Source organism: Candidatus Pantoea communis, assembly GCF_011752685.1.
GTDB classification, from domain to species: domain Bacteria; phylum Pseudomonadota; class Gammaproteobacteria; order Enterobacterales; family Enterobacteriaceae; genus Pantoea; species Pantoea communis.
Genome location: NZ_VWXC01000012.1, coordinates 176,414 through 202,551 on the forward strand (window position 1 = coordinate 176,414; position 26,138 = coordinate 202,551).

The window sequence follows — 26,138 nt, forward strand, 5'->3', positions numbered from 1 at the left end:
GAGTCTCTAATGACTTGTTGATACTTTTATGTGGGCAATCGCATGGCTAACAAAACACTGTATGAAAAACTGATCGATCAGCATGTGGTACGTCAGTTAGACGATGAAGGGCATGTGTTGCTCTATATTGATCGGTCAATACTCAACGAATACACCAGCCCGCAGGCCTTTAGCGGACTGCGAGAACATCATCGCCCGGTACGTCATCCGGCGACTATCTTGCTCAATGTCGATCACGTGAATCCCACGCGTCCTGAGCGTGACGATGCGATGACCGATGCCGGCGGGCAGCTGCAGGTGGATTACTTCCGTCAAAATGCCGCCCACTTTGGCATCGAATTGTTTGATGTCATGGACCCGCGTCAGGGCATCGAGCATGTGGTTGCGCATGAGCAGGGCCTGGTCATGCCCGGTATGGTGATCGCCGCCGGTGACAGCCACACCACTACCTATGGCGCATTTGGCGCGTTGGGTTTCGGCATCGGAACATCGGAAATTGAACATCTTCTCGCCACGCAAACCCTGATTTATCGCACGCTGAAAACCATGCGCGTCACGGTAACGGGAGAGCTGCCTTATGGCTGTTCGGCTAAAGACATCATTCTGGCGTTGATTGAAGATATTGGCGCCTCAGGGGCAACCGGTTATGCCATCGAGTTTGACGGCCCGGCGATTGACGCGCTGAGTATGGAAGGGCGCATGACGCTGTGCAATATGGCTGTCGAGGCCGGTGCACGCGGAGCGATTATTGCGCCAGATGAGAAGGTATTCGCCTACATCCAGGGCAAACCGCAAATGCCAACGGATGCATTGTGGGAGCAGGCTAAGGCTGAATGGCTCACATTGCGGAGTGACGCAGGGGCTAATTTTGACCGTTCAATTGCGCTGGATTGCAGCGACCTCGAACCTAAAGTGACCTGGGGCATCAGCCCGGATCAGACCTGTGCTATTGGCGGCTGTGTACCTGATCCGCAATACGAACCCGATTTGATTAAACAGCAGGCAATACAAGCCGCACTGAAATATATGGGGCTGGAACCTGGCATGCGCTTGTCTGACATCGCCATCACCCATGCGTTTATTGGCTCCTGTACCAACGGCAGAATCGAAGATTTGCGCGCTGCAGCAGCGGTGATTGGCGAGCGCAAAATCGCCCGACACGTGCGCGGGATCATCGTGCCAGGCTCTACGCAGGTGCGTCAGCAAGCAGAGGCTGAAGGCTTAGCCGACATTTTTATCAATGCAGGTTTTGAGTGGCGGCAGTCGGGGTGTTCAATGTGCCTGGCAATGAATGAAGATGTCCTGGAACCGGGTGACCGCTGTGCTTCAGGAACCAACCGCAATTTTGCGGGCCGCCAGGGTGCAGGAGCACGAACCCATTTAATGAGCCCGGCGATGGTCGCCGCCGCTGCGGTGGCCGGTCATCTGGTCGATGTACGCAACTTCACAACAGCAGAGGTTTAATATGGACGCTTTCCACAGCATCACCGGACGCATTGCCCATTTACCGGCGGCCAACATTGATACGGATGTGATCATGCCAAAGCAGTTTCTGAAAGGCATCGATCGCCAGGGATTGGATCGGGGCGTGTTCTTTGACCTGCGATTTTTGCCCGACGGCAGTGCGAATCCCGCGTTTATCCTCAACCAGCCTGCCGGAAAGAACGCGGCATTCTTGCTGGTGGGACCCAACTTTGGCTGTGGTTCCAGTCGCGAACATGCGGTATGGGGACTCAATCAGCTGGGCATTCGCGCCATCATCGGCACCAGTTTTGCCGGCATCTTTGACGATAACTGCCAGCGCAACGGCGTATTAACGCTAACGCTAAGTGAGGAGGCGTATCAGCAGCTCAGCGCTGCTACCGCTGATGCAGAACACAACCAAATTACGGTTTCTCTGGAAGATAAGACCCTCACCTTCAATCAGCAGGTGTTGCATTTTGAGGTCAGCGCGCTCAAACGTGAGATGTTAATGGGTGGCGGCAGCGCGGTAGACTGGACGCTCCAATACGAGACTGACATTACGCAGTTTGAACATCGGCACTTTGCTCAGCGCCCCTGGCTGCAGCGGGTTAAAGGACCAACAGCATGAGTGACATCAAGGATTGCGGCGCATCGCCGTTTATCGACGGATTTGCCTTGAAAGCGGTCACGCTGAGCAACGGTATCACACTACGCGTGGCAATCGGGGGCGAAGGACCGCCGTTGCTGATGCTGCACGGGCATCCACAAAATCATCTGGCGTGGCGTAAAATCGCTCCGCAGCTGGCGCAAAAATACCAGGTGATCCTGCCTGATCTGCGCGGCTACGGCGATAGCGACAAACCCGCCAGCGACGAACGCCATCTGGCCTATTCAAAACGCGCCATGGCTGAAGATATCAGCCAGTTGATTGACGCACTGGGTCTTTCGCGTGTCGCGTTTGTCGGACACGATCGCGGTGCCCGGGTCGGACATCGTCTGGCGCTTGACCATCCGGAGAAAGTGGCTTGCGGCACTTTCGTCGATATCGCCCCGACTGCAACCATGTATGCGCAGACCGATAAGGCTTTTGCTACGCGCTATTTTTGGTGGTTCTTTCTGATCCAGCCTTACCCACTGCCGGAGACGATGATCGGCCACGATCCGGCCTTCTTCCTGCGAAAACATATTGACGGTCAGCTCAAGACAGCGGGGGCGACTTCAGAAGCGGTATTCAATGATTATTTGCGCTGCTATCAGCAGCCCGAGATGATCCACGCCGTCTGCGAAGATTACCGCGCGGCCGCCACGGTGGATTTAGAGCACGATGCAGAGGACAGCGACAAACGCATCGTTTGTCCGCTTCAATTGCTGTGGGGGGAAAAGGGCACGGTCGGTCAGCTATACGATGTGGTTGAAACCTGGCAGGAGAAGGCCATTAATGTGCAGGGCAAGGCACTGCCTTGTGGGCATTCCCCACAGGAAGAAGTCCCGGCGGTATTTTTAGCACAGCTTCAGGGCTTTCTCGATTCTGTGTTATAACCGCTCGATGTTGGCTAACTGCGTAATAGTATGAAGCTCTTGCTTGCCGGGAAAAACGTTCAGAAACCGCTACAGGGCTGGCCCTCTGTCGAAGACCTCTATGTGTTTATCAGCGTGGCGCGTCATGGTGGTTTTGGTCGCGCTGCCGTGGAGCTGGGCCAGTCTCCATCGTATATCAGCAAACGTATCGCCATTCTTGAGAAACAGCTCGACACCCGGCTTTTCTTCCGCACCAATCGGGTGATGCGCCTGACGTCAGAAGGTGAGAAAGCGCTGGAGGGGGCGCTGCAAGTGGTACAGGAAATGGATGCGTTTCTGAATAATTTTCAGCAGTGGCGCGGCGAATTAACCGGTGAGTTGACCGTTGGCTGTTCGCTGGGATTTGGTCAGGCGTATTTATCTGATGCCATTTCAGCCTTTATTTCTCAGCATCCATCTTTAAATATCAAACTCATTTTAAGCGATCGTGAGATTGATTTGATGCAATCCGGCACCGATGTGGATATACAGGTTGGCGATAATCTGAATCACTCTTACATCGCGCGTAAACTGGCCGTTAATCGGCGTATTCTTTGCGCATCACCTGAATATTTAGCGCGCGCTGGGGCGGTCAATTCGCTGGATGAATTAATTGACCACAGCTGCCTTATCATCAATGAAAAGAACAATTCATTCGGCAATTGGGCGCTGACTGACGGTGAGCAACAGGTATTGTGCCGGCTGAATAGCCATTATTCGTCAAACAGTGGCAAGGTCATTTTAAACTGGGCGTTGAAGTCACACGGGATTGCGCTCCGCTCGGCATGGGATGTGGCGCCTTATCTCAGCACGGGCGAATTGGTCCATGTTTTACCGCAGTGGTATCAGCAGGCGAATATCTGGGCGGTGTATACGCAACGGACATCGGAATCGCCGCGCATGAAAGTGTTTATTGATTTTCTCGCCGAATACTTTGCAGATAAAAGCCTGTCACAAGAGTGGCAGGCTTAAATGCAACAGCGAAGGGGGGGTTAACATTAGCCGTACGCCACTTTGCTATTGATATGATACAGGGTTGCGGTAGCCGCCATTACATGCTGACCATCGTGGCCCGGCTCATGGGATTCAACATCAGTGATGTGATAACCCACGGCCCCTGCAGCGAGCGTTTTTTTCACAATCGCATCAGTCAGTTCTTCCATCGAAGTCGCCCAGCTCACGGAAGTAAAGCCCACAGGATGAATCGATGATAATTCACGATGGGTCAAATCCGCACGGACTAAAACGGGTTTAACATTTTGCGGTGTGAAAATAGAGATAACGTCATTAATAAGTTCTTTCATGGTCTTACTCCTCAAAATAACTGCTGAGCCGATTTCGAAGCTATGCATTTTATTGTTGATGGTGATTTTATACATTCCGACAGTTGCGCACGGCAGGTAATGAGTGCCGGTAGGCTTAATAAACACCTTTTGAGGTTATGCGTTTTAGCTTTAATTGCTAATTAGTTGTTAAGAAAAGTTCAGCCACAACTCCGTTAAACTTTCGGGAATATTCTTTCATCTGGTTACATTTGTGGCAGGGCAATAAGTTGATTGGGGCGTCATGCACGCCCCATTTTGTTAAAACTCGCGTTGTCCACCCAGTTCGATAACGCGATTGGGTGGAATATTAAATTGCTCATGCGCACGCAGCGCATTGCGTTGGCAGAAGTGAAAGATGCCGCCTTTTATTCTTGCCAGTCCGCGGCGTTTTTTCATCACCAGGGTGTCGTGTGAGGTAAAGAAAGACGCTTCATTCAGCGTGCAGCCAAAACCTTCCAGTCCGCACAGGTGTAAAACCTCCGCCATTGAAGGGACTTCCCGCCAGCCGTATGCCGCGGTTACCTGCCAAAAGGACGGCGAAAGTTGGGTGATGGTGATGCGCTTCTGATTGTGCACGCGTGGCGTATCTGTCGTGCGGATGTTCAGCAACACCACGCGCTTATGCAGCACCCGGTTATGCTTGAGGTTATGCAGCAGCGCCTGTGGAATCTCAAACTCTTTACGCGCCAGGAAGATGGCAGTACCCGGTACACGACTGGGCGGATTAGTTTCCAGTGATTTCACCAGCGCCTGCAGGCTTTCCGGATCGTTGTTCAATTTTTTGATTAACCGATTACGCTCGGTGCTCCAGATCAGCATCAACCCCATCATGGTGAGCGCCATCAGTACCGGAACCCAACCGCCTGACAGCAGTTTCATCAGGTTCGCCGCAAACAGCGGCACGTCAATGCTCAGCATACATAGCAGGAAAATCACCGCCAGCGGCAGTGGCCATTTCCAGTTACGCAGCGCCACCACGCCGGCCAGACAGGCGGTGATCACCATAGTGCCGGTCACCACGATACCGTAAGCGGAGGAGAGGGCCGAGGACTGACGGAATGCCAGCACAATTACCGTTACCGCAACAAACAGCAGCCAGTTCACCACGGGGATGTAGATTTGGCCAGATTCAGTATGCGAGGTGAACACAATACGCATGGGTGGCAGAAACCCCTGACGAATCGCTTGATGCGTCAGGGTGTAAACGCCGGTAATCACCGACTGCGCCGCGATCACCGTGGCGAGCGTTGACAGCACTATCAGGGGAATTTGCCCCCAACCCGGTGCGAGATTAAAGAACGGGTTGTTGACCGCCTTTGCATCCGCAATCACCAGCGCCCCCTGACCGAAGTAATTGAGCACCAGGGCAGGCATGGCAATTACTAGCCACGCCAGGCGGATCGGCGCTTTGCCGAGATGTCCCATATCCGCATACAGCGCCTCGGCACCGGTAACGGCCAGTACCACCATACCCATCGCGGCAAAGGCGAGCGCTTCATGAGTCAGCAAAAAGGTCAGCGCGTAGCTGGGATTCAGCGCCTGCAAGACCGTGGGGTTGAGCGCAATCCCGCGAATACCCAGTAAACCAATCGAGACGAACCAAACAAACATCACCGGCCCAAATACTTTACTGACTTTTTCCGTACCGTGTTTCTGGATGAAGAACAACAGCGTGAGTATGAGTACCGCCAGTGGGACCACGTATTTGTCGAGTTGGGGTGATACCACTTCAATCCCTTCAATGGCGGAGAGCACTGAAATCGCCGGCGTGATGATGCCATCACCGTAAAAGAAGGCGCCACCCGTCAAACCGGCCAGAATAATGATGTGACCAATCTTCGGACCGACGTTACGACGCGCCAGTGACATCAGCGTTAAAATACCGCCTTCACCATCATGGTCGGCACGCATGACAAAGCAGACATATTTCAGGGTAACGATCAGGGTTAACGCCCAGAAAATCAGTGACAGAAACCCCATCACGGCAGTGGTTGAGATCGAGCCATCTGGCAGGATCGACAAGCACTCTTTCAGGGTGTAAAGCGGGCTGGTACCGATATCCCCAAACACGATCCCTGCGGCGGCCAACATGCCAGCAGGCAGAGACTGTTTCTCGGTCTGACTCATATATTTCCTGTTTCTTATCAGCGTGGAACGGCGATGGCTGTGTCTATGACGGCGAACATACCTGTTTACCCGAACGGTTAATAGCGGGTGGTGGTTTTGTGACCTGCATTTTTACGCCTGGCAGCGAAATTTTTACGACATTTTTATATCGCGGCGGTTTTTTAATCTCAGAATAGACGAACGGTGAGAAATAAAATGACGGATGGTTATCAGAGATAAACGAAAGCTAACTGGACCGCTTTTTCCCTCACCTTGTGCAGATCGCATTTATCCGCCATTTATCTTCGCTGGCATACATTCGAAGCCACGCTCAATGGACCGTTTTCGTCCAGAAACCAACTGATAGCTGAATACTATGAATACGATTTTAATTACTGGCGCAACCGGATTTTTAGGCGGAGCGGTAACGGTTAACTTATTGAAGAAAAGCGAGAATAATCGACTGTTACTGCTGGTGCGCGGTGATTCACCCGCCGAAGGACTGAGTCGGTTGCAATCCAATCTGGCTAAATTTGGCGTGGCACAAAATCTGTTGGATACACTGACCACAGATAACATTCTTATTGGCGATCTCGCGGAACCAGAGCGGTTTACTGCCGACCCGCGTCTGGATAGCGTTACACATGTGCTCAACTGTGCGGCTGTGGCTTCGTTTGGGGCGAATCCTTACATCTGGAAAGTTAACGTTGAAGGAACTTTCACCTTCGCGAGTCGTATGAATCAGGTCAGCGGACTTAAGCGCTTTATTCATGTCGGAACGGCAATGTCTTGTGCGCCGGAAGCTAACACCCTGGTGACCGAGAGCAAACTGAATACGCTGCGCGATCAGCACATAGTTGAGTACACCTGGAGTAAAGCCACGGTGGAAAAAATGATGAGCGAGATGTTACCCGAACTGCCGCTGGTTATTGCGCGTCCCTCTATTGTTGTGGGCCATTCCGATCATGGCTGCACGCCATCGCCGAGTATTTTCTGGGTGTTCCGCATGGCACTGACATTGGGTAAGTTTATGTGTGAGCTGGACGATCGTATTGATGTGGTGCCTGTGGATTATTGTGCAGATGCGCTGGAGCTGTTGTTGACCGCTGAAAACGTCGATAAAAGCATTATTCACATTTCGGCGGGGCTCAACAGCAGTGTCACCTTCGCGGAGATCGATAAAGCGATGGCGAAAGCCTCAGGCAATGTGCCCGTGGGCAAGAGTTATCAGAAAGTGAATTATCGCGAACTGGCCGAAAGTAAGAAAAACTTCGCGTCGTTATTTGGGCCGTGCAATGAGCGGATTGTGTTGCGCGCCATGAATCTTTACGGCCATTTCTCCAAACTCAACGTGGTGTTCTGCAATGAGAAGTTGCTGGAGTTAGGCATGCCGCCCTCCTCGAAATTTACTGATTACCTGCACCACTGCGTGACCTCGACACAGGATTCAACCATCGCTGAATTGATGGCAGTGGATTTTAAATAATAAAAAGCCGCGCAACAGGCGTGTTGCGCGGCTTTTTTAGCGGCTATTACCAACCCTTGATAATGTCGCCTTTGTAAATCTCGTTTGCTTTATCCAGTACTTCTTGCGACTGGAAAGCCTCTTTCAGCTTCTGCACATTTGCGCTGTCTTTGTTATCTTCGCGCGCCACAATCGCATTCACATACGGCGACGCTTTGCCTTCCATAAACATGCCATCCTTCGACGCGGAGAGGTTAACCAGCGCGGCAAAGTTGTTATTGATGATGGAGATGTATACCTGCGGATCATCAAGGGTGCGGGCCAGTTGTGGGGTATCGACTTCAACGATTTTAAGTTTCTTCGGATTATCCGTGATATCCAGCGTGGTTGGCAGCAAGCCCGCTTCGGGTTTCACTTTGATCAGTCCCTGAGCTTGCAACAGCAACAGGCTGCGACCGAGAGTGGTTGCTTCGTTAGAGATGGTGATGGTCGCGCCATCTGGCAGTGCATCGAGCGCTTTGATCTTGCGGGAATAGCCGGCAATCGGGAACACAAACGTGTTGGTGACAACGGCGAACTTATAGCCACGCTCTTTCGACTGCATTTCCAGATAAGGCAGGCTCTGGAAGGCGTTGGCATCGACATCTTTATTGAACAGGGCTTCGTTCGGTTGAACATAATCGTTAAATGCCACCACATCGACATCCAGATGATATTTATCATGAGCGACCTGTTTAACGGTCTGCCAGAGCGCTTCGTCAGGACCGGTGTTAATGGCGACTTTGATGGCATTGTCTTTGTTGTTGTCGCAGGCGCTCAGCAGTGAAACTGCAGCGGCGAGAAGGGTGGTAACGAGTAATTTGTTCATAGTACGAGTCCCTGAGTAACGTAGGAGACGGACTATAATATACGTCTGGACGTCTGTACATCCGTGAATGGTTCGTTCGTCGAAATTTCGTCCGGTCTAAAAAGCACCGATGTATAGCAAATAATAATTAATATCGGTGAGTGACGTTGTGCGTTGTTGATATATCCAGCAAGCAATCATCAAGAAAACCCACAGTTTTACGTTTCGCTTTAAGGGTAAATTGCACTCTTCAGAGCTGAGATCGATCTCATCAATCAGAGAATCTGCGGGTTTTAAAGCGGGTGGCCGCAATCCTTCATCAGATTTTTTGCAGATTGTAATATTAATATAACTGCATTGTGCATCAAGAGACTTACAAGATAATCTGTCGAAGCAGATTATCTTGTTATAGATCGGGAGAAGATGATGGAGTCTGTTAAAGCGTTGGATATGGAGCAGTTAAACTCGTTTCTGAGTAGCGGTAAACACCCTTCAGTTATTATTGGCTTCAATTTAACCAGTGATGCGTTTTTCAATATGGCAGCATACTGGCGTGAACGCGGCGTCACGATTGAAAAACACGATAACTATTTTGTCGCCAAATCGGACAGTTCAGTGACCACGTCCTGAATCGAAAAATTTCTATTATTCAAAGCGCGAGTTTAATAAAGGCATGCAGATCGCTGATTGCCTGTTCCCGCGCTTCAGCTTCCTGCACCACCATTAATTCCTGTAGATCTTTTTGTGCGAAACGCACACGCCCCCCAGCCTCAGTGAAACGAGTCCTTAAGTTTGTCTACGGGCTAAGCCCCGTTGCGTGTTCAATTTACGGGTCTTGATGCAATCAAAACTTTTGATGATGGCCCGTTATTCCCATCTGTAAGAACCAGGGAAACGGGGCAATACCGGGCTAATCGGGTCATTATTGCAGGCAGCGGATATAACGTTCAGCTGCTTGTTTGACAATGGATTGTGCCTGCTGTGTCATTTCCCGACCGGCAAAAGCGCCATAAATCTGCGAGAAGGTGACCTTATCCAGTCGGTGAATGAGCGTATTCACCGTAGCAGCAGAAAGCGGCAACATGTTGGGATAGCTCCACATAAATGACACGGAATTTGCACCGGGTGTCACTTGCACAACATCACCACTCAACAGCACGCCATCATGTTGCGACCAGTGCAGTACACAGCCTCCTTTAAAATGCCCACCCAGGCGTAATAACGTGACATCGGGCATTAAATCCAATTCGTCACCTTGCCAGAGATGAATATGCGGGCTCTGGCGCATAATCCATTCCTGATCATCCTCATGCAAATAGATGGGCGCATCAAATGCCGCAGCCCAGTCTTGCATGGTGCTGTAGTAATGGGGATGAGAAATGGCAATGGCATCAATACCGCCGAGTGCGTGTATTAATGATTCCGTGGCGTCATCCAGATTCGCAATGCAGTCCCAGAGAATATTCCCCTGCGCGCTTTGCAGTAAAAAAGCATGTTGGTTGATGGCGAAACTTGGGACAGTTTGCAGGCTGAATAATCCCTTTAGATGCTGCTGCCATTTATTTTGATGTGTGGCACGCAGAGCCGAGAATGCCAGCCATTGCTGCCCTTTGACAGGCACAAACTGCCGCTCGTCTTCGCAAATTTTGCAATGTGAGATGCCTGGATCATCTTCATAAGAAGTACTGCAGGCGGTGCAGAGTTTGCTCATCTGAATGCTCCTTGATGCGGTTCGCATTCATTCTAGCCTGGCTTATTAAGTGCGAGCGTGCTGCAACCGATTCCGTAGAGAATAGCTGTGCCGCAGTAGCCAGATGTATTCTCATCTCGCAAGGTATCGTGGGCGTTGCGCTTGCTTAGGCTGGAAAAGAGCAGGGCAGATTAGGCCTGTGGCGGCTGTAACTGATAAATCCACGCTGTGATTTTCTCTCCTTCGAGGGTGGTGACTTCAACATCAACACGATCATAACCCTCCTCGAACTCATCCAGCATTGTCCAGTGCGCGGTCAGATGCTCTGAGAAGAAGAGTGAGCCTTTGACAGGGCCCGCATTGTTGTCCAGCACAATGCCGGGAAAATCCGCTGCCGCGCCCCAACCGCGTTCATAGAAGATGCCGTTGACCGTTCCGGGCAGCCACTCTCCACCGATACTGTCCAGAATATGCGCATTTGAATGACCTGGTTGCAAGGTGCCGTATACAAATAAAGGTTTCATTTTCCCTCGAAAATTCAAACAAAAGAGTGACTTTAGCGCTCAGGAAATGAAAAGTCATCTGAAGGTTGAATTTCATGACCAGACCGCCCGTTATGCCATATAGGGTTCACTAAAACACGGTATTGTGAGCCATCGCATCCGGCCAGGAAAAGATCAATGTTGAATTGTTCAGGCATCTCCCGCAGTGCCATCAAGGGTTATTCGCAATCCGCACAGTTCGATGGCAAGCGTTTCACCAATGCTGCTCCCCGGCAGCCATTGAAATTCACCGAATATATGAAGATGTTCTGGGATTTGGCGTTCAACAAGCCAAAAGAAACGGTACCTCAGCAGCGATTACCTGTGCAGCCCATCACGTCCGAGGCGCTCGCCATGGCAGCCGACAACAGTGTGTTTCGACTGGGGCATTCATCGCTGCTGCTCAAATTGAAAGGCAAGTATTGGCTTACTGACCCGGTATTTAACCTGCGAGCGTCTCCTTTTCAGTGGCTCGGGCCAAAGCGTTTTCAGGCTGCACCCATCGAGCTGAGCGATTTACCGCCTATTGAGGGCATTATTTTATCCCATGACCATTATGATCATCTGGATTACCAGACGATCATGCAGTTGAAAGATCGTGTTCGCTATTTCCTCGCTCCGCTGGGCGTCGGTGATTTGCTGGCGAAGTGGGGAGTGGCTGAGGAGAAGATCACCCAACTGGATTGGTGGCAATCTACGGAGGTGGGCGAGGTGCATTTTGTCGCCACACCGTCGCAGCACTTTTCCGGACGTGGTTTGTTTGACGGCAATAAACGTTTGTGGTGTTCATGGAGCATCATCACCGATGAGTTTCGTTTATTTTTTGGCGGTGACTCCGGCTATTTTCCGGGCTTTAAAGAAATCGGTAATAAATACGGTCCATTTGATGTTGCCTGCCTTGAGAATGGGGCTTATGACAGTCGATGGGCGGATATTCACATGATGCCAGGGGATACCATCCGGGCGTTTCAGGATCTAAAGGGAAAATGGTTAATGCCCATTCATAATGCAGCGTTCGATCTTGCTTTCCATCACTGGAATGATCCCCTGATACAAATAGCGGCGCTGGCGCGTGAGCAAAAAATTAAATTGTCTTTACCGGTCATCGGACAAGCCGTGAACATTGTGCAACCAAGGGAAGAAGCGGTCTGGTGGTAACTGGAAATATAGGCTGCTATTTAGGGTAAGTAGCAGCCATTCTTTTTACGATTCAGTCAGTAAAACGCCATGTTTTCATTACTCAGCGGTAAGCTCATCATAAAGACTGCGCAATCGCGTACGCAGAGAAAGCACCGCTTTATGTTTGCGTGATAACAGCGCCTGGACGCTGATGCCGCTCTCTTCAGACAGCTCGTTGTAGCTGTAACCCAACAACTCCGTTTTTTCGAACACCTCGCGCTGAGCGAGTGGCAGTTCCGCTAAGGCTTCTTCCAGTTCTTCCCATAGCAGTGCTTTGAGATACTCATCTTCCGGCGTTTCCGGCACGCCAAAGAGCGTTTCAGCCAGCTCATCTTCAGGAAAATCCACCTCCTCATCGCCGTTCATCAGATCGGCTAGCGGCAGTTCACGCTTCTTTCGCGCCCGGTCGGTCATCTCATTGCGTGCGGCACGGAATAACCAGGCCGCGACATTTTCCACCGGTTGCTCAACCTGCATGAGCTTGTAGGTCACTTCCTGCAGGATATCGTCGGCATCTTCACGGATCGAGGTGCGGCCGCGAATAAATGCGCTCAATTTTGCCCGACAGGCGTTCAACGCGGACATCAGCAGAGAATCCTGCGCCATGGCGTTTACTCTGCGTCTGGCGATTTAGCGGGAGCCTCGTCGGAGGGTGAGCGCGCATCATCGCGACGGCCATGCCAGTCACAGCGATCGCGGCGTCCACGGTGCGAACGTTCACGGCGGTGTTGCATAAACTCTTCGCGCTGTTCTGGGGTCATCTGCATCCAGCGTTCGTGCATGCGACGACGTGCCATACCGAACATGCCGGGGCGGAAACCTAAGCCACCAAACAGTATGCGGCACAATACCAGCAGCCCGATCGCCTGCCAGAACCCAATCGCCTTCACGCCGATGATGGCAGGCAGCACGGCATTCCACAGCGACATCACCAGCAGCCCAAGTGCCGCGATGATCACCACGCCGAGCAACAAGGGTTTCATCATGCGATGACCACCAAAATGGTGGTCACGGCGGTGTTGTCTGCGCATATCGAAATTTCTCATTGTTGTTATTCCTCATTACAGTAGCCGATATTGGCTCGTACTGAGGTAGACGAATGAGCGATGTGAATATTGCCAAAGAAGTGAAAATATTTTCCGAGCTTATAAATTTAGCGGTGATTCGGTGTTGTTCTACCGATCCGATTCACCGCTGCTCCCGAAGCGTATTCTCCTGCGATGAACGGGATCCATCCAACGATGGCTGCTACCCATACTGTCAGGGTTAAACCATAAGCTGACGTATAAACGTTAAATCAGCTTGCTGCGCTAATTCCTTTAGGCGCTGATAAAGCAATTCTGCCTGGGGTAGCGCTGCACAACAATCTAAGAACTTTGCCTGGCGATCGTCGGTGCTGAAAGGTTCGTCTAACGCACCACGCGCCCGCAATCTGGCGTGGACAATTTCCTGACCATTCCTGAAACGCAAAGTGAGGATATGCGGCAAGTTTCTGTCTTCAGCCTCCTGTTCCGCTGTCCATGGCGCGAGGGTAATCATCGCCAACAGTTGTACATCTGCCTGTTGTTTTACGCTGGCGGCCGTAAAGTCCTGCACGCTCAACGTGCCATTCCTGAGCATCATGGCAACGCAATATTGCATTGAGAAGCGCGCTTGCATTTCATCCTGCGGCTGATGGTAGGCAAGATTACGCCAGTTGGCGATCCCCACCTGGCAGTGCACGCTTTCAATGTCGTCAATCTTCAATGTTTGCTGTTGCTGGATATCGGCAATCGCATCGAGAATGCGGTGGGTAGACCCGCAGCACGGATATTTTTTCGGCATCACACCGATTTGTTCAATGACATGCTGCTCAGCGCCGGGCAGCGACGGTTGGCTTAACAGACCGGCATAGAGTTCCGCAAAACCCTGAGCGCACTCAATGATGTCGAGACGACCTTGCATACCGGTTTGCGCCAGCGTGGCGGCTTCAACGGCATTGCGCGCCGCCATTCCGGCATGAAACGGTTTCAGAGGCGTGCCAAACTGGCCTTTGACCCCACTGGCCAGACTTACCGCAATGCTCAACGTACGGGCAATCCCTGCTGCATCCTGGCCGAGCAGGGCAGCAACACCTGCCGCGCTGCCAATGCAACCCACGGTGGATGTACCATGCCAGCCAGCAGTGTAGTGCTGATAGCCGATGGCTTCGCCTATATAGGCTTGTGCCTGCAGACCAATTAAATAAGCGCGTATCAACGATGCGCCGTCGCTGTTTGCCGCCACGGCCAGCAGGGCCGGTACCAAAACGGCCGATGCGTGACTCATGCCCGGTGCAAAGTTGTCGTCAAAGTCGATAGCGTGAGCGGCCGTGGCGTTGAACAACGCATCGAGCGCCTGGCTACGGGGTATCTGAGGCCATGCCTGCTGCACCGCCTGGGTAGAAAAGTCGCTACGGCCAGCTACCATGCAACCCAGGGTATCAATGATGGCGTCAATCGCCAGTTCACGAGCACGAAGAGTAAAGGGCGGTGGATTGGCACACCACTGTGCCAGAGATTCGATGAGCGTCATGATGATGTCTCCCTGTCCAATACGGTGAGTAGCCTGTGCAACAATGAGCCAATCTGGAAACGATTCACCTCTTGCCCCGGTGTGCGGGTGTCAACACGATGTACGATCACCCTATTCTGTTGCGGCATCACCAGGCAGAAGTGACCTCCTGCACCACGCGCTGAGTAACTGCCCGCTGGCAGGATCACCTCTGGCCAGGCCACGCCATCGCGCGTGATCCACCACATATAGCCGTAGCCCCCGCGATCGCCCGCATGCGAAACAGGCAAGGTGCTGGTGCGAACCCACTGTTGCGGGATGATTTGTCGATCGCCCCAGCGCCCCTGCTGCAGAAAGAGCTGGCCGAATCGCAGCAGGTCGCGACTTGAGAGCGTAAAGGGATAGGCAGGGTGATCAGAAAATTCTCCGGGTTCCAGCCAACTGTCCTGATCAACGCGATAATCCTGCATCCCCAGCGGGTCGGCAATGCGCTGCGCAAACGCCTGGTTGATCTCCTCTCCCGTGAGCTGACGGTAGGCACTGCCCAGCACATTAAAATCCCAGTTGCTATAGCACCAGTTCTCGCCTGGCGCATGCAGGTGGCGCGGGGGTTTAACACGCTGCATCCAGGCGGTTTCATAGTTCGCCGGATGATAAATGCCAGAACGGGCGGTCAACAGATCGTATAGCGTGGCCTGTTTCTCGCTGACGCTCAGTCCTTCACGGTCATCGATTCCCTGCGTCTGCAAGGTTAAGGAGAGATCAAAACGGCCTTCTGCCACTGCGCAGCCGATCAGCGCACTAAGAAAGCTTTTGCGCATCGAGTGGCAGGGGTAACGCTGGGCAGCATCGCCGTAACTGAACAGGATTTCATCACCCTGCGCCACCAGCAGCACGGCAGTGGCCTGGCCTTCAAGTTGTTGCTGAAGTGATTCAAACATGGCAAAGCCTCATCGTTTTAGTGTGGATCAGAGGTTCACGCCTCACTCGCCGCCAGAAACTCGCGGGTATAGATTTCCCGTGCTCCGCCCTGACGCACGCTATCCGCACTGAGTTCTTCCAGCAATTTGCCGTGATGCATGATGCCGATGCGGCGGCAAAGGTGTGTCACGACCGCCAAATCATGCGTCACCATTAAATAAGTGAGGCTGCGCTGCCGTTGCATGCTGCTGAGTAAATTGAGGATTTCAGCCTGAACTGAGACGTCCAGTGCCGAAGTTGGCTCATCCAGTAACAGCACGGAAGGTTCGAGAATGAGGGCCCGCGCGATGGCCACACGCTGACGTTGACCACCAGAAAGTTGATGGGGATAACGATAACGGTAGGCATCGGAAAGTCCGACCGCATGCAGCACATCGCTGATGCGCGCTTCATGGTGGTCCATAGCATGCAGCTTCAGCGGTTCACGCAGACTGGCCCACACCATTTTTCTCGGATGGAGCGAGGCGTAAGGGTCCTGAAACACCATCTGCACCTGGCGATAAAAGGCTTTATCTCGCTGCGGCTGCTGTTCACGATTATTGAACAGAATATGGCCCTGATAATCGTGATTCAGGCCAGCCAGCGCGCGCAAAATGGTGGATTTTCCGCAGCCCGACTCACCAATCAGGCCGTAACACTCTCCTTGTGCCAGCGTCAGGCTAACGTTATCAACCACCTGTCGCCGATGTCCTCCCTGACCGAATGCAATACTGACATCCACCATTTCAATGCTGCGTTGTGCGGTTGGAATGGGATTCATAATGCGACTCCATCACGAAAACAGGGTCCGGTGAGCCAACTGGCATCACGGGTCGGCACACGCAGCGTATCAAGGGGATGATGCAGACGTGGCTGACTGGCAAGTAATGCCTGCGTGTAAGGATGCTGCGCCTGTTCCAGACGTTCGGCACGAATCTCTTCGACAATACGCCCGGCGTACATCACCAGCACGCGATCGCAGAAACGAGAGACCAGATTAAGGTCATGACTGATAAACAGCAGGCCGGTTTGACGCCGCGCCAGCTGTTCATTCAGGATGCTCAGCACCTGCTGGCGCACCGTCACGTCCAGTGCGGAAGTGGGTTCGTCGGCGATGATCAAATCCGGCTCGGGGATTAGCATCATCGCGATCATCACGCGCTGGCCCATACCGCCAGAAATCTCGTGGGGATAGAGGCGTGCCACTTTCGCCACGTCGCGAATATGCACCGATTCCAGCATCGTTAGCGCGCGATCTCTGGCTTCGCTTTTACTCACCCGGCGATGCAACCTGAAGGCTTCCGCCACCTGATCGCCAATGCGCATTAGCGGATTAAGCGAGAAGCGGGGATCCTGCAGGATCATTGAAATACGATTTCCGCGAATCTGGCGCATCTGTTTTTCACTGCTGTTGAGCAGATCTATATCACCGAACTGCATCTGATCGGCGGTGACGCGACCGATTTTGGGCGTCAGCTGTAGCAATGCACGGCAGGTCTGTGATTTTCCCGAACCGGATTCACCGACAATCGCCACTTTCTCACGTCCAACATGAAAAGAGACGTCACGTACCGCTCGGTGCTCCCCGTGCGCGCTGCGAAATACGATATTGAGGTTTTTCACCTGAAGCAGATTATTCATGGCGGATATCCATTACGTCGCGCAGGCCATCACCCAACAGGTTGAAGGCGAGACTGGTAAACAATATTGCTAATCCAGGGATGGCAGCGATCCAGCCATTGTTCAGCATGAACTCGCGGCCGGAAGCCAGCATTGCGCCCCATTCCGGACTAGGCGCTTGAGCGCCAAGCCCCAGGAAACCTAGTCCAGCGGCGGTAAGGATAATCGCCGCCATGTTAAGGGTGACGCGCACGATGACAGAAGGCAGGCATATAGGGATGATATGTCGCACGATGATGTGCCAGGCGGATGCCCCTTGTAAGCGTACCGCGGCGATGTAATCCATCTTACGGATGGCCAGAGTTTCGGCGCGCGCAAGGCGGGCAATCGGCGGCCAGGCGGAGAGAGAAATCGCGATGATCGCATTCTCGATGCCTGGCCCCAATGCCGCGACAAACGCCAGCGCCAGAATCAAACTGGGGAAGGAAAGGAAGATATCCACCAGACGCATGAGCACCGTATCAACCCAACCGCCGAGATAACCTGCACTGGTGCCGACCAGTAAGCCAATCGGTGTGATGATCAGCGCGGTTAAGCCTGCGATATACAGTGTGATGCGCGCGCCATACAGCAGACGGCTGTAAATATCTCGTCCCAATTCGTCGGTGCCCAGCCAGTGCTCAGCAGAAAACGGTTGCAGGCGGAAAGCGAGGTTTTGGGCATAGATATCGTGTGTGGCTAACCAGGGCGCAAACACCGCCGCGCCTGCAATGATCAACAACACCAGCAAACCAAAGAGCGCCGAGTGGTTAGCGCAAAAGCGTTGCCACTGAATCCATAACAGCTGCATGTGCGCCTGAAACGGTGACTGTGGCGCAGGATCGCGCAGCCAGGCGCGTAAGTGACGCGAAGGATTCACGCGCATCGATTTGTTGACGGAATCGGTCATGCTTCCTCCTGACGCGTGCGCGGATCGAACAGACGATAAAGCAGATCGCACAGCAGATTGATTGCGACAAAAATTGCGCCGATCAGCAGTGTGCAGCCCACCACCGCATTCATATCGCCCGCCAGCAGTGCGTTGGTCAGATAGCGACCAAAACCGGGCCAGGCAAATACGGTTTCGGTGAGTACCGCGCCTTCCAGCAGCCAGGCCCAGGAAAGGGCCACCACTGTCAGCGTGGGCACGGCGATATTGCGCAGAGCATGCACCCAAACACATCGCGCCCACGACAAACCTTTCACGCGAGCGGTAATGATGTATTCCTGCGACAGTTGTTCCAGCATGAAGCTACGCGTCATACGGCTGATGTAAGCCAGCGCGCTCAAGCCAAGAATCGACGCGGGCAAAATGATGTGACCAAACACGTTGCGGAACATATCCCAGTTTCCGCTCAGCGCGCTGTCGATCAGCCAGAATCCCGTCACCGGATGTAAATCGAACTCGTAGATAAAATCGATGCGTCCTGGTCCGCCAATCCAGCCGAGTGTGGCGTAAAACAGCAGCAATCCCATCAGACCCAGCCAGAAGTGCGGGGTGGAATAGCTGAGTAGCCCCACGAAGCGGATCAGATGATCGAACCAGGTGTTGCGGTACATTGCCGCCAGCACGCCCGCCGGAATACCGAAACCGACGCCGATAATGGCCGCCACGGTGGCCAGTTCCAGCGTAGCGGGGAAGACGCGCGCGATATCCTGCGCCACCGGATGGCTGGTGGTCAGAGCGATACCAAAATCGAGGTGCAGCAGTTGCCAGACGTAGTCGGCAAATTGGTGCCACAACGGTTGATCCAGCCCCAACTGATGAAACATCTTGTCGTAGGCTTCCTGACTGGCGTTATCGCCTATGATCGCGACTACCGGGTCGATAGGCAGTAAGCGACCAATAAAGAAGGTCAGGGCAGCTAATCCCAGTAGCGTGCAAACAATCGAGATAAGCCCACGAGCAAGGCGTCTTATCAGACGCCAGCCAGCGGAAGGGGGGTTGTGTGCAACGGGTATCATGACCTGTGACATCTGCCACCTCCGTTATTTACTTGCGGCACCATACCAAACGCGAAAACCGTTCCAGGTCCAGTTTTTCACCGTTGGGCTAATTCCCGCGGTGTTGTACATCTGGAACATGATCGCCATAGGTCCTTTTTGCATCTGCTCTTTCTGCAGATCGCCATAGAGTGCAGCGCGTTTGGTGTCATCCGGTTCTAACAGTGCGGTTTCTACTTTCTGATTCATCTGCGGATCGTAATAAGCGGCACGCCAGCTTGGATATTGCGTGGCACGCGCTTCTTTACGATTGTCAGGGTTATAAACCAGACGTGAGGCATTGCCGTAGGCATCGGGCACCGAGGTTTGCCACGCCATCATTGCGCTCTGGAATTCCCGGCCACGTACCCGGCTGAACAACTGCGCGTTAGCCATGCGTTCCAGATTGAGTTTCACGCCGATTTTGGCGGCATTCTGCTGTACGCTTTGCGCGATTGGCGCCGAATGCGGCAGGGTGCCAAACAACACCGCCGTACTGAAACCATTGGGATAACCGGCTTCCGTCAGCAACTGTTTGGCTTTATCCAGATCGAGATGGAAAGGCTGACCTTGTTTGGCATCCAGCGCACCAAACGCCCCTTGTTGAACAAAACTGGCGCGCGGCACGCCGAGATAAGGCATGACGCTCTTCGCTAACCCGTCGTAATCGATCAGATAGCGCATAGCGAGACGGACTTTTTCGTTTTTGAAAATGGGGTCTTCATTATTGAAGGTCCAGAAAAACAGCTGTGGCTTCAACACTTTTTCCACTTTCACTTTGCCGCCCTGATCCAGTGTTTTCAGATCGTCAGCTGAGAGATCGCGAGCGATATCCACATCGCCCTGCGTCACCAGCAGACGCTGAGTGCCGGTTTCAGCCACATGACGAATCAGAATGCGCTTCAGTACCGGCGCTTTTCCCCAGTAGTTCGGGGTGGCCTGGAGCACCACACCTTCACCGGCATTCCAGCGCACCAGTTGATAAGGCCCAACACAGGCGGTATGAGTGGAAAGGTATTTGTGTCCCAGATCGCCATCCACTGCCTGTTTTTCGACTTCTTTGCGGTTAAGCAGCGAAGAGACGTTATTGGCGGCAATCGCCTGGAGCACCAGATTGGTGGGATAAGCTTTATCGAAGCTCATCACCAGCGTTTTGTCATCGGGCGCGCTAATGCGTGAGTCGACGTTATCTTTATCAAAGCCATACTCCTTGATAGCGGCTGCATTGCCGTAGCCCAGTTTCACGACGCGCTGCATCGACCACGCCAGGTCGCTGGCGGTTGCGGCTGAGCCATCGGCAAATTTCAGGTTGTCCTGTAAATGAAAGGTGATGGTCTTGCGATCGGCAGAGACATCCCAACTTTTGGCCAATGCAGGATCGAGTTGCGTTTCATCACTGACACGAAAATCAACCAGTGTGTCACAGGTGTTTGAATAGATTTCACTGGTGACCACTTCACCAATCTGCGCCGGATCCCAGGTACTGATGGCATCAATGTTCCACGCCATCACTAAAGAATCGGCGGGCGTTGCGGCCTGTGCCGAAGCGCAGCAGGTCGCTGCCAGCGTCAATGCGGCAGTTAACATCTTGTTTTTCATCTATCTCTCCTGAGGCGTTACAGAGTATCCGGGCGCGGCTGAATGGGTGGTTTCACCTCAGCTGGAATAGGGCAGTGATAGGGTTTTTCACTGACCTGCTCGAAATGGGCTTTCTTCATCTGGGCCATGAGTATTTTGTCGGTCAGCACGTCCACCGCCGTCGCGGCCATGACTTTCGCGACATGGCCCAGCGCTTTGTGTGCGGCCGGCATTTTGCCTTGCGCGGTCAGTTGCCATGAGTGACCAGGAGTTCCAATAGCCATGGTGGGTACGTGCGCCTGCACGGTCGGGATCACCCAACTGACATCACCGACATCGGTCGAGCCAATCATGACCTCTCCGTGGGTATCGAGCGGAATGATGTAATCGCTGAGGGGTTTAGGATCGGCGGGTTTCACACCGGTTTTGCGGTAGCAGTTATCAATCTCTTCCGCTGTTAGCGTGGCCTGAATTTCAGCTGCAAAGGCGAGGTCAGCCTGGTCAAATGGCACCGGACCAAGCGCTTCCAGATTCCGCTGCATCGCTTCTTCTAACGGACGATTGCCAAGCAGGTTGGATACCGCGCTCATGATGCTGATATCCACTTCGGTATCGGTCATGATGGCGGCACCCTGAGCCACGCGCTTGACCCGCTCATTCAGTTCAAACATCGCGTGGACATCGCGCGAGCGAATGGCATAGCGCACGGTAGATTTTGCCTGTACCACATTGGGAGCCACACCACCGGCATCGAGGAAGGCGTAATGGATGCGGGAATCTTGCGGCACGTGTTCGCGCAGGAACTGTACACCAACGTTCATCAATTCGGCGGCATCCAGCGCACTGCGCCCAAGATGTGGAGAAGCCGCAGCGTGGGATGAGCGGCCACGGAAAGCGAAATCCATGCGGGTGTTAGCGAGAGAAAGCGGTTTTGCCACTTCATGATGCGCGCCTGGATGCCAGGTGATGGCGACATCGACGCCATCGAATGCGCCAGCACGCGCCATAAAGGATTTGGCCGCACCGCCTTCTTCTGCCGGACAGCCATAATAGCGAACGCGGCCCGGTGTGCCGCTCTCTTCAAGCCATGACTTCAACGCAGTAGCCGCCAGCATGGCAGCCGATCCCAGCAAGTTATGCCCGCAGCCATGACCATGGCCGTTGCCCGGCAGTGGAGAATAACGCGCCACGCCTGCTTCCTGACTCAACCCTGGCAAGGCATCATATTCTCCGAGGAAAGCGATGATGGGACCGCCTTCACCGGCTTCACCCATCACCGCCGTGGGGATGTCGGCCACGTTTTCTGTGACGCGGAATCCTTGCTGATTTAGCATCGCGGTGTGTTCAGCCACCGAACGATACTCGGTATAGCAAATTTCCGGCATGCCCCAGACACGATCGCTCAGTTCACAAAATACCCCTTGATATTCTTCTACCCACTTCCAGACTAACGCTTTGTTTTCCATGATAGTCCCCAGCTTGGTTGGTCAGGTTTTCGTCTCTCTGAAGCCCCAGCATGGAGTAAATCATCAGCGTAAGGCCAATGAGCAATTCACACTCCCCATTCCAAAACGGCATAGTTTTATGTCAGGCCGCATTAGCCGTCTCGCTGGCACATGCTCGCAGCCACAGTTGTTCAGCCTGAGAATTCTGCAGAATCGGTTGACGATAGAGCCGAATCGCCAGCGACATATCCCAGCTGCTGTCATCGGCGCGCACTAAACTGCCGCTGGCCAGTTCTTCATGCACCAGACTCAGAGGCAACCACGCCACGCCGCCACCGGCCAGGACCATGGCTTTGAGATTCACCGACATACCATTTTCATATACCGCTTCAAGAGGAAGCGGGCGTTTGCTGAGCATTTGCGCCAGCGCGTGAGCAAAGAAGGTATGTTGTCCATAGCTCAACCACGGAATCGGACCGCCATCCGCGCGCACCGGATAGAGTGGCTTGCCACTGCTATCCGGGCGACACACGGCAATGGCACGCTCACGGCCCAGTTGCACCATGGGATACGCCGCCAGCTGATGTATTAGCGACACCGCATCGTGCGCGTAAGTCAGTAGAAAATCGGTTTCACCGCTGTGTAAGGTGGAGATGTGCTCAGCGAAAGTCGGTTTTTGATTACACAGGCGGATATAGCTGAGATTGGGCTGCAGATTTAATCGCTGTATCCAGTCAGGGAAGAACGTCAGAGAAAGGGTATTTAGCATCGCAAAGCGTAATACCGAAGTGCGCGAACTGTAGCGCTGGTGCAGATCATTGCGCAGATGCGACATGGAAAATACCGTTTCGCTGGCGGTCGCGAGGAAGGTTTGTCCCTCTGGCGTGAGCGTAACCGGATAGGTTTTACGATCGAATAACGGCACACCCAGCCACTCTTCCAGCTGCCGGATGCGCCGACTGAGCGCCGATTGCGTGATATGCCGTTCGTCGGCGGCACGGGTAAAACTATAACAGCGTGCAACACTGAGAAAATCTTCAAACCATTTCAATTCCATAGCAAAGACCTCTTTGGATGAATGGGAAAGCAACGTCAGCGGTGGGAAACCTTTTGTTACACGCAAGAAACGCGCCAGGCTTAATTACGGCGGTACAGGCACTGGCACAGCCACGACGCCGTCTTAAACGCTTAAGATGGAGCAACCACTGCACTCGTGGGGTGCAGAGGATTTGCCCTGATGATGGCTGGAGATTGGCAAAGTCGAATTGACCAGGCGACAATAAAGGCCTTTGAATTTAAGCGATGAAATGAATCTATGAATGCCCATATTGAATCTGTTGAGCTGGAAAAAGCCTATCGCCTGATCAACCATGGCCCAACGACATTGGTTTCCTCCCGCCATGACGGGATTGACAATGTGATGTCTGCATCCTGGGTATGTGGATTAGAGTTCAAACCGGCAAAACTCACCGTGGTGCTGGATAAATCCACCTTCACGCGTAAGTTGATAGAACAAAGCCATAAATTTGTTATACATGTCCCAACCGTCAGTCAGGCGCAAATGGTTCATTATCTCGGTACGCATTCCCGCGCTGAGCAGTCAGATAAGCTAGCCACAGCTGGCGTCGACTTCTTCCAGTTACCGGAAAGTCATCTCCCTTTGGTGGCTGGCTGTGCGGCTTGGTTGTACTGCGAGTTGATACCTATCGAACAAAATCAGATCGACCACGATTTGTTCATCGGTGAAATCAAGGGTGCCTGGGCGGATAGCCGGGTGTTTAAAGAAGGGCGCTGGTTATTCGAGGACGCACCAGACGAGATGCGCAGTTTGCATTACATCGCCGGGAAACGTTTTTATAAAACGGGCTCACTGCTGGATGTCGAGTGAACCCGTCCAATTCATTCATTGAGTTTGGCCTGGCGCATGGGCATTTTATCAATGGTTGAGAGCAACACCTCTGTATTCAGAGGTGTTGTTTCGCGTAGTTTCATTCCACCATCTTTTCCAACCAGCACCACTTCAAATCCTTTCGGATTGAGTTGTTTACGCAAAGTACCATTAGCTGTGGGTGAAGTATCACTGAACACAATGATATCGCGATCGGCCAATTCTGCTTTCTGCTTCTCCAGCATCGCTATCTGCGCGACATAAGCAGGATCTGTTTTTGATGGGGCAAAGATCACCAGAGGGCGATTGTGCCAGCGATATTGAGTGAGGTCTGAGGCCTTCGGCGATAAAGGCTGGAACAGGGGCTCTTCAGCCGCACGAACGTTGTTAAGGCTCATTATTGAACAAATGGCCAACAGCAGCAGTGGCGTCTTCAGCAGTAAATTCGTCTTCGACATGATGGTTTCCCCGGCAGGTTAAAGAACGTGTACTACCAAGGTTAGCGGAACCGTGCGCGTGCGTAGGTTACTTCACGTTTCTTTACCCACAGAGGGAAAAATGAAAACAAGAAATGTCTTTCGTGTTGCTAATGTCACCCGGAACTTAAGGCTTCGTATGTCACATTCTGATGTTTTTCTGAAGAAGAGAACAGGGCATATACATATGTCAAAGCTGGGCATATACTAGACATATGCTGAGTGATAAAGCTCAAAACATAAAGCCGGTGACGGCACCGTGCCGGAAGTCCGTTCAGGAGGATTGATCATGCGAACTGTTTCTGTATTTAAAAATGGCAATAACCGCGCCATTCGTTTGCCACGCGATATGGATTTTGAAGGGGTGAGTGAGTTGGAGATTGTCCGGGAAGGTGACAGCATCATACTGCGTCCCGTACGGCCGACCTGGGGCTCATTTATGCAGCTTGAGAAAGCGGACCCGGATTTTATGATGGATCGCGGGGATGTTGTCAGTGATGAGGGAAGATTTGATCTGTGAACAAAACCTACATGCTGGATACTTGTATATGTTCGTTCATTATGCGCGAGCAACCAGAGGACGTGATCAGACGGCTTGAACAAGCGGTGCTGCGCAACCATCGCATTGTAGTTTCGGCTATTACTTACGCAGAAATGCGCTTTGGTGCTATTGGAAAGAAAGCCTCGCCGCGTCATGGTCAACTGGTTGACGAATTCTGCGCCCGACTTGATGCGATTGTGCCCTGGGATCGGGCGGCGGTGGACGCCACCGCTGTAATTAAGGCCACCCTAAGCGCAGCCGGAACACCGATAGGCCCAAATGACACGGCGATTGCCGGCCATGCCATTGCGGCCGGCGTTATTTTGGTGACAAATAATACCAGGGAATTTGCGAGGGTACCGGGTTTGGTGCTGGAAGACTGGGTGAAGTAAGCCGCTTATCAATCTCGGAACGTACCGGAAGCATTTCTGCGGTAAATTGTGGGCAAAACCCACGTAATTTTCACGTAGCAGCGTCAGTATGTGGTGGCGCAGACTCTCATCGATGCGATGTGTGCCGGGCTTTCCACGCCGTGCATCGGTAAGACCGGCTGCACCAGACTCGCGGTAGCGGTTCATCAGCCGCTGAACCTGACGCTCGGTAAGATCCAGCTGAGAGGCCGCATCACGGCGACGCAGACGTTTTTCTATAACAGCCTGAATGACGGGAATGCGGTGAAGTTCTTTGTTCGACATGGTCACCAGCATCAGCAGAAATCTCCCAGAAAAGGTGGCAAACGCGCCGCATCTGGGTGACATTATGAACTAGCTAAAAGGGGGTGCGGACGATTTCCTGGACTCTCAGGAGATAAGTTATGTATTCCGAAGCGGATCGCCTTCGTGCAATCGAGCTGTACTTTAAATATGGCAAAAAGATCGTAGCCGTTGTTCGTGAGCTGGGT

Annotated in this window: 27 protein-coding genes and 2 pseudogenes; 11 read left to right on the forward strand and 18 right to left on the reverse strand. The window is 52.8% G+C overall.

Annotated features, from left to right (window positions below):
- The first annotated feature begins 42 nt into the window (after nt 1–42).
- Genes leuC through F3J37_RS17110 form a run of 4 tightly spaced genes read left to right on the forward strand, consistent with a single transcriptional unit; the run spans nt 43 to nt 3,993 of the window.
- The gene (leuC, locus tag F3J37_RS17095) at nt 43–1,464 is read left to right on the forward strand and encodes a 3-isopropylmalate dehydratase large subunit (protein WP_166934675.1); all 1,422 of its coding nucleotides are present in this window, start codon (nt 43–45) and stop codon (nt 1,462–1,464) included.
- A gap of 1 nt (nt 1,465) precedes the next feature.
- Nucleotides 1,466–2,092 (forward strand): 3-isopropylmalate dehydratase small subunit, encoded by a 627-nt coding sequence (gene leuD, locus F3J37_RS17100; RefSeq protein ID WP_166934676.1) that lies wholly within the window; start codon nt 1,466–1,468, stop codon nt 2,090–2,092.
- Nucleotides 2,089–3,003: an alpha/beta fold hydrolase gene (locus F3J37_RS17105; protein WP_166934677.1), complete on the forward strand. Its 915-nt coding sequence runs from the start codon at nt 2,089–2,091 to the stop codon at nt 3,001–3,003. Before leuD ends, F3J37_RS17105 begins: the two co-directional genes overlap by 4 nt.
- A 30-nt stretch (nt 3,004–3,033) precedes the next feature.
- Nucleotides 3,034–3,993 (forward strand): LysR family transcriptional regulator, encoded by a 960-nt coding sequence (locus tag F3J37_RS17110; protein WP_166934678.1) that lies wholly within the window; start codon nt 3,034–3,036, stop codon nt 3,991–3,993.
- A gap of 26 nt (nt 3,994–4,019) precedes the next feature.
- Here F3J37_RS17110 and F3J37_RS17115 read toward each other — a convergent pair whose 3' ends face one another.
- Both F3J37_RS17115 and kup read right to left on the reverse strand, forming a co-directional pair.
- Nucleotides 4,020–4,325, reverse strand: coding sequence for a YdgH/BhsA/McbA family protein (locus F3J37_RS17115; protein WP_045815559.1), 306 nt, complete (start codon nt 4,323–4,325; stop codon nt 4,020–4,022).
- A 279-nt stretch (nt 4,326–4,604) separates the two neighbouring features.
- Nucleotides 4,605–6,473, reverse strand: coding sequence for a low affinity potassium transporter Kup (kup, locus tag F3J37_RS17120; RefSeq protein ID WP_166934679.1), 1,869 nt, complete (start codon nt 6,471–6,473; stop codon nt 4,605–4,607).
- Nucleotides 6,474–6,828: 355 nt separating this feature from the next.
- Between kup and F3J37_RS17125 the strand changes: the two genes are divergently transcribed.
- Nucleotides 6,829–7,938: an SDR family oxidoreductase gene (locus tag F3J37_RS17125; protein WP_166934680.1), complete on the forward strand. Its 1,110-nt coding sequence runs from the start codon at nt 6,829–6,831 to the stop codon at nt 7,936–7,938.
- Nucleotides 7,939–7,984: 46 nt separating this feature from the next.
- Here the strand turns inward: F3J37_RS17125 and F3J37_RS17130 are convergent, their stop codons facing one another.
- A complete protein-coding gene (locus F3J37_RS17130) occupies nt 7,985–8,785 on the reverse strand; it encodes a MetQ/NlpA family ABC transporter substrate-binding protein (protein WP_160833866.1) in 801 nt (266 codons plus the stop codon).
- Between the two features lie 405 nt (nt 8,786–9,190).
- Here F3J37_RS17130 and F3J37_RS17135 point away from each other — a divergent pair, with 405 nt between their 5' ends.
- On the forward strand, nt 9,191–9,394 hold the full coding sequence (locus F3J37_RS17135) for a hypothetical protein (RefSeq protein WP_034823970.1): 204 nt from the start codon (nt 9,191–9,193) through the stop codon (nt 9,392–9,394).
- Between the two features lie 292 nt (nt 9,395–9,686).
- Here the strand turns inward: F3J37_RS17135 and F3J37_RS17140 are convergent, their stop codons facing one another.
- Nucleotides 9,687–10,475, reverse strand: a complete 789-nt coding sequence (locus tag F3J37_RS17140; RefSeq protein WP_166934681.1) for an MBL fold metallo-hydrolase — start codon at nt 10,473–10,475, stop codon at nt 9,687–9,689.
- Between the two features lie 170 nt (nt 10,476–10,645).
- Entirely contained in the window at nt 10,646–10,978 is a 333-nt protein-coding gene (locus F3J37_RS17145; protein WP_166934682.1) for a gamma-glutamylcyclotransferase family protein, read from the reverse strand.
- A gap of 156 nt (nt 10,979–11,134) precedes the next feature.
- Between F3J37_RS17145 and F3J37_RS17150 the strand changes: the two genes are divergently transcribed.
- Nucleotides 11,135–12,154 (forward strand): MBL fold metallo-hydrolase, encoded by a 1,020-nt coding sequence (locus tag F3J37_RS17150; protein WP_166934683.1) that lies wholly within the window; start codon nt 11,135–11,137, stop codon nt 12,152–12,154.
- Between the two features lie 78 nt (nt 12,155–12,232).
- Here F3J37_RS17150 and F3J37_RS17155 read toward each other — a convergent pair whose 3' ends face one another.
- The 11 genes from F3J37_RS17155 to F3J37_RS17205 all read right to left on the reverse strand — a co-directional run bounded on the left by F3J37_RS17155 (nt 12,233) and on the right by F3J37_RS17205 (nt 23,389).
- Nucleotides 12,233–12,781, reverse strand: a complete 549-nt coding sequence (locus tag F3J37_RS17155) for an RNA polymerase sigma factor (RefSeq protein WP_166934684.1) — start codon at nt 12,779–12,781, stop codon at nt 12,233–12,235.
- A gap of 5 nt (nt 12,782–12,786) precedes the next feature.
- The gene (locus tag F3J37_RS17160) at nt 12,787–13,221 is read right to left on the reverse strand and encodes a hypothetical protein (protein ID WP_166934685.1); all 435 of its coding nucleotides are present in this window, start codon (nt 13,219–13,221) and stop codon (nt 12,787–12,789) included.
- A gap of 220 nt (nt 13,222–13,441) precedes the next feature.
- Complete coding sequence (locus F3J37_RS17165) at nt 13,442–14,728, reverse strand: MmgE/PrpD family protein (RefSeq protein WP_166934686.1); 1,287 nt, start codon at nt 14,726–14,728, stop codon at nt 13,442–13,444.
- Nucleotides 14,725–15,648: a serine hydrolase domain-containing protein gene (locus F3J37_RS17170; protein WP_166934687.1), complete on the reverse strand. Its 924-nt coding sequence runs from the start codon at nt 15,646–15,648 to the stop codon at nt 14,725–14,727. The genes F3J37_RS17165 and F3J37_RS17170 overlap by 4 nt, the downstream gene beginning before the upstream one ends.
- A 35-nt stretch (nt 15,649–15,683) precedes the next feature.
- Entirely contained in the window at nt 15,684–16,448 is a 765-nt protein-coding gene (locus tag F3J37_RS17175) for an ABC transporter ATP-binding protein (protein ID WP_166934688.1), read from the reverse strand.
- Nucleotides 16,445–17,308 carry an ABC transporter ATP-binding protein gene (locus F3J37_RS17180; protein WP_097119175.1) on the reverse strand — a complete coding sequence of 288 codons (864 nt, stop codon included), beginning with the start codon at nt 17,306–17,308 and terminating at the stop codon, nt 16,445–16,447. The genes F3J37_RS17175 and F3J37_RS17180 overlap by 4 nt, the downstream gene beginning before the upstream one ends.
- Nucleotides 17,301–18,236 (reverse strand): ABC transporter permease, encoded by a 936-nt coding sequence (locus tag F3J37_RS17185; protein WP_166934689.1) that lies wholly within the window; start codon nt 18,234–18,236, stop codon nt 17,301–17,303. Before F3J37_RS17185 ends, F3J37_RS17180 begins: the two co-directional genes overlap by 8 nt.
- Nucleotides 18,233–19,303: an ABC transporter permease gene (locus tag F3J37_RS17190; protein WP_166934691.1), complete on the reverse strand. Its 1,071-nt coding sequence runs from the start codon at nt 19,301–19,303 to the stop codon at nt 18,233–18,235. The genes F3J37_RS17185 and F3J37_RS17190 overlap by 4 nt, the downstream gene beginning before the upstream one ends.
- 12 nt (nt 19,304–19,315) lie before the next feature.
- Nucleotides 19,316–20,908: an ABC transporter substrate-binding protein gene (locus F3J37_RS17195; protein WP_166934693.1), complete on the reverse strand. Its 1,593-nt coding sequence runs from the start codon at nt 20,906–20,908 to the stop codon at nt 19,316–19,318.
- Between the two features lie 17 nt (nt 20,909–20,925).
- Nucleotides 20,926–22,353, reverse strand: coding sequence for a M20 family metallopeptidase (locus tag F3J37_RS17200; RefSeq protein ID WP_166934695.1), 1,428 nt, complete (start codon nt 22,351–22,353; stop codon nt 20,926–20,928).
- Between the two features lie 121 nt (nt 22,354–22,474).
- Nucleotides 22,475–23,389, reverse strand: coding sequence for a LysR family transcriptional regulator (locus F3J37_RS17205; protein ID WP_166934697.1), 915 nt, complete (start codon nt 23,387–23,389; stop codon nt 22,475–22,477).
- Nucleotides 23,390–23,647: 258 nt separating this feature from the next.
- Between F3J37_RS17205 and F3J37_RS17210 the strand changes: the two genes are divergently transcribed.
- The gene (locus F3J37_RS17210; protein ID WP_166934699.1) at nt 23,648–24,220 is read left to right on the forward strand and encodes a flavin reductase family protein; all 573 of its coding nucleotides are present in this window, start codon (nt 23,648–23,650) and stop codon (nt 24,218–24,220) included.
- Between the two features lie 11 nt (nt 24,221–24,231).
- Here the strand turns inward: F3J37_RS17210 and F3J37_RS17215 are convergent, their stop codons facing one another.
- A complete protein-coding gene (locus F3J37_RS17215) occupies nt 24,232–24,678 on the reverse strand; it encodes a DUF4174 domain-containing protein (RefSeq protein ID WP_166934701.1) in 447 nt (148 codons plus the stop codon).
- A 307-nt stretch (nt 24,679–24,985) separates the two neighbouring features.
- On the opposite strand from F3J37_RS17215, the gene vapB reads away from it, so the two are divergent.
- Both vapB and F3J37_RS17225 read left to right on the forward strand, forming a co-directional pair.
- Nucleotides 24,986–25,216, forward strand: coding sequence for a type II toxin-antitoxin system VapB family antitoxin (gene vapB, locus F3J37_RS17220; protein WP_045815538.1), 231 nt, complete (start codon nt 24,986–24,988; stop codon nt 25,214–25,216).
- A complete protein-coding gene (locus F3J37_RS17225) occupies nt 25,213–25,629 on the forward strand; it encodes a type II toxin-antitoxin system VapC family toxin (RefSeq protein WP_045832538.1) in 417 nt (138 codons plus the stop codon). Before vapB ends, F3J37_RS17225 begins: the two co-directional genes overlap by 4 nt.
- A 24-nt stretch (nt 25,630–25,653) precedes the next feature.
- On the opposite strand, the pseudogene F3J37_RS17230 reads toward F3J37_RS17225, so the two are convergent.
- Nucleotides 25,654–25,932, reverse strand: a pseudogene (locus F3J37_RS17230) (helix-turn-helix domain-containing protein); the annotation flags it as partial.
- Nucleotides 25,933–26,051: 119 nt separating this feature from the next.
- Here F3J37_RS17230 and F3J37_RS28030 point away from each other — a divergent pair.
- A pseudogene (locus F3J37_RS28030) lies at nt 26,052–26,138 on the forward strand (sulfite reductase); the annotation flags it as partial.